Source organism: Streptomyces sp. SID14478 (genome assembly GCF_010548525.1).
Lineage (GTDB): Bacteria > Actinomycetota > Actinomycetes > Streptomycetales > Streptomycetaceae > Streptomyces.
In genome coordinates, this window is sequence record NZ_JAAGMG010000791.1 from 1 (window position 1) to 3427 (window position 3427).

4 protein-coding genes and 1 pseudogene are annotated in these 3427 nt (G+C 71.1%); 1 reads left to right on the forward strand and 4 read right to left on the reverse strand.

Annotated features, from left to right (window positions below):
* Positions 1 to 657: SDR family oxidoreductase (locus G3I40_RS26170; protein WP_164304608.1), on the forward strand; the 657-nt coding region annotated here is incomplete at its 5' end.
* Positions 658 to 672: 15 nt separating this feature from the next.
* Here G3I40_RS26170 and G3I40_RS26175 read toward each other — a convergent pair.
* From G3I40_RS26175 to G3I40_RS26190, 4 genes and pseudogenes are all read right to left on the reverse strand, one after another.
* A complete protein-coding gene (locus G3I40_RS26175) occupies positions 673 to 1116 on the reverse strand; it encodes a hypothetical protein (RefSeq protein ID WP_164304610.1) in 444 nt (147 codons plus the stop codon).
* Positions 1091 to 2575: a cytosine permease gene (locus G3I40_RS26180; RefSeq protein WP_164304612.1), complete on the reverse strand. Its 1485-nt coding sequence runs from the start codon at positions 2573 to 2575 to the stop codon at positions 1091 to 1093. Before G3I40_RS26180 ends, G3I40_RS26175 begins: the two co-directional genes overlap by 26 nt.
* A gap of 75 nt (positions 2576 to 2650) precedes the next feature.
* The gene (locus G3I40_RS26185; protein WP_164304614.1) at positions 2651 to 3160 is read right to left on the reverse strand and encodes a cysteine dioxygenase family protein; all 510 of its coding nucleotides are present in this window, start codon (positions 3158 to 3160) and stop codon (positions 2651 to 2653) included.
* Positions 3157 to 3427, reverse strand: a pseudogene (locus G3I40_RS26190) (amidohydrolase); the annotation flags it as partial. The gene G3I40_RS26185 and the pseudogene G3I40_RS26190, both read right to left, overlap by 4 nt.

The window sequence follows — 3427 nt, forward strand, 5'->3', positions numbered from 1 at the left end:
GCCCTGCTCGCCCGCCGCGCCGACCGGCTCACGGAGCTGGCGCAGAAGATCGCGGCGGACGGCGGCCAGGCCCTCGCGGTCGCCGCCGACCTCACCGACCCGGCCTCCGTGGACGCTGCCGCCGAGCAGGTGCGCGCCGCGTACGGACGCGTCGACCTCATCGTGAACGCGGCCGGGGTGATGCTGCCGAACCCGGTCACCGACGGCCGCGCCGACGAGTGGCAGCGCATGCTCGACACGAACGTGTCCGGAGCGCTCCGCGTCATCCGCGCCTTCGTGCCCGACCTGATCGCGGCCGCCGAGGCGGGCGGCACCGCGGACCTGGTCAACATCTCGTCGATCGGCGCGCACGTCCCGTTCCCCAACTACGCGGTGTACGGCGCGACGAAGGCGGCCCTGACGTACCTGTCGCAGTCCCTGCGCACCGAGCTCGGCCCGCGCGACGTCCGCGTCACGAACGTCGAGCCCGGCCTCACGGAGTCGGAGCTGGCTTCCCACGTCGACAACGCGGAGCTCTCCGGTCAGTTGGACGGCATGTTCGACGCGCTGATCGGGCTCGGTGCGGACGACGTCGCGGACCTCATCGCGTACACGACGAGCCGCCCCCGCCACGTGAACCTGCGCCAGGCGATCGTGCTGCCGACGCGCCAGGCGTGAGGCGCCGGACCCGGCTCAGCCCTCCCAGTCGCTCCCGTCCGCGTCCCGCCGCTCGCGCCGCCCGGAGCCGAACCGCGGCCAGCGGCCCGTGTGCAGCGCGTTCACGCCGACGATGCCGCCCCAGGCGATGAGCAGCCCCGGCAGGTCGGCGTTGACCACGGCGATGGCGGAGAGCGGGATCGCGAGGACGAGGGAGACGACCGCGAAGCCGAAGCGCTCGCCCCAGCTGTCGCTCTCGGAGCGGCCGCCGCGCGCGCCGCGCGCCACGACCATCTGCTGCTCGGCCAGTTGCCTGCGCACCCGCCGGTCCACGGCGGAGTCCAGGCGCTGCTCGACCTTGTCGAGGAAGGAGTCCACGAACGCGGACTCGTACTCCTCGCCCAGCTCCTTGCGGGCATGCAAGGTGGCGTCGAGGTCCTTCTTCAGTTCGGCGTCACGTGCGCGTTCGCGGGCTTCCATGCTGCTCCACGTTACGGAGCCGCTCGCCCGAAGACAGTGGGGCTAGCCCCCCTCTTGTCGCGGGGGCGGGCACCTCCGTGCCGAGGATCGTCGCCTCCGGCACGTGCGAGGTGTCGCGCCGGGCGAGCAGCCAGTACAGGGCCGCCGGGACGACGAGGCCCACGATCCAGGAGATGTCGGCGCCGCCGAGCGGGCCGACGAGCGGTCCGGTGTAGAACGAGGTGGCCAGGAACGGGAACTGGGCGACGAGCCCGACCGCGTAGACCACCAGGGCGTCCCCGCGCCAGGCGCCGTAGCGGCCGTGCGGATCGGACAGGGCCGGGATGTCGTACTTCTCGCGCGAGATCAGGTAGTAGTCGACCAGGTTGATGGCGCTCCACGGCGTGAAGAACGTCAGCAGGAACAGCAGGAAGTCCTTGAAGGAGTTCAGGAAGCTGTCCTTGCCGGCCAGGGCGACGGCCGTGCCCGCGACCATGATGACCGCGATGTAGAGGGCCCGGCCGCGCTGGGACAGGGCGCGCTGGCCGCGGAAGCCGCTGATGCCGGTCACCATCGACATGAACCCGCCGTACGTGTTCAGGACGTTGATGGTGAGCTTGCCGAACGCGATCACGAAGTAGAAGAGGGACGCCACCAGGCCCGCGCCGCCCAGCGAGACGACGTAGCCGACCTGGTCGTCGAGGAACTTCTCGCCCGCGCTCGCCGCGACCAGCACACCGAACGCCATCGACCACTGCGAGCCGAGCGCCGAGCCGGACAGCGTCCACCAGAACGTCGCCTTGGCGCTGGTGGTGCGCGGCAGATAGCGCGAGTAGTCGGCGACGTACGGCCCGAACGCGAGCTGCCAGGACGCCGAGAGCGAGACCGCGAGCAGGAACATGGGCAGCGAGAAGTGGGCGTCGCCCAGCAGGTCGCCGAGGTCGACGCGGTCCAGGAGCCGGATCCCCAGGTACACGAAGGCGAGGGCGCACACGACGCTCGCGACGCGGCCGAGGACGTGGATGACCCGGTAGCCGACCGCCGCGACCACGGCCGTGACGAGGGCGAACACGATGATGCCGGTGGTGTCGTTCGTGTGCGTCAGCTCGGCCGTCGCCTGACCCGCGAGTACGCTGCCGCTCGCGAAGAAGCCGACGTACATGAGGATCACGAGGAGCAGCGGCACGACGGCGCCCTTGACGCCGAACTGGGCCCGGGACTGGATCATCTGGGGCAGTCCGAGCTTGGGTCCCTGCGCGGAGTGCAGGGCCATGACGGCGCCGCCGAGCAGGTTGCCGACGACGAGCCCGATCAGCGACCAGACCACGTCGCCGCCGAAGACGACGGCGAGGGCGCCGGTGACGACGGCGGTGATGTGCAGGTTGGCGCCGACCCAGAGCGTGAACTGGTTGAAGGCGCGCCCGTGCCGGGCACTGTCCGGGACGACGTCGATGGAGTGCTGTTCCAGAAGTTCAGCCACGGTGCGCCGCCCTCTCAACCCCTACTGCATGACTTTATGCAGGATGAAAGAAGTTGAATGAAACGTCAATAGCCGTCAGGCGGCCGGAACCTCCGGGGTGTCCAGTGGGCGTAGTTCGTCCGCGTACGAGACGGAGATCCGGCGCATCAGCCCGTCCTCGGTGATGTCGTACTGCCCCAGGCGCCACAGCGGCGGCGAGTACGCGTGGATCGAGACCGCGTCGTCGGTGGCCCCGGTCAGGCGGTGGATGTGCTCGGGCCCGAAGCGGAAGGAGTCGCCCGCCGCGACCGTGACCGAGAGGTGGCTGCCGCCGATCCGCGGGTTGGACTCGTTCAGCGCGCCCTGGACGACGGCGACCGCGCCGGAGGACAGGTCGTGGTCGTGCCAGCCCGTGTCGTTCTGCCGCGTCCAGCACAGCAGCCAGACGTCGACGTACTCGTCCCGGTGCAGGGACACGTAATGGCGCTCCTCGTCGGAGAACGCGACGTGCTCGCGCCACAGTTCGGGACGGGACGCGAGCGAGTCCACGAGCTCCTGCAGCTCGCGCTTGTCCAGCGTGCGGTCCGGCAGGGCCTGGTACGTCATGGGGTCGATCCCTTCAGCAGTCGGGCGGGGTTGACGGTGCGCAGGGCGTGGACGGCGGCCTGCGCGCCGAGGTCGGGGACGGTGAGCGGCGCGTACGGCCGGTCGCTGCCGCTGACGACGACGTCGATGCCGACCGCGCGGACGACGGCGTCCACGGCGCGGGTGCCGTAGGAGGAGGTCTCGTAGAAGGCGTCGAAGTCGACCTCGCCGCGGCCGCCGCCGCGCGCCGCGAGCCGCTCGCCGTGCAGCGGGGCGAGTCCGGCCAGC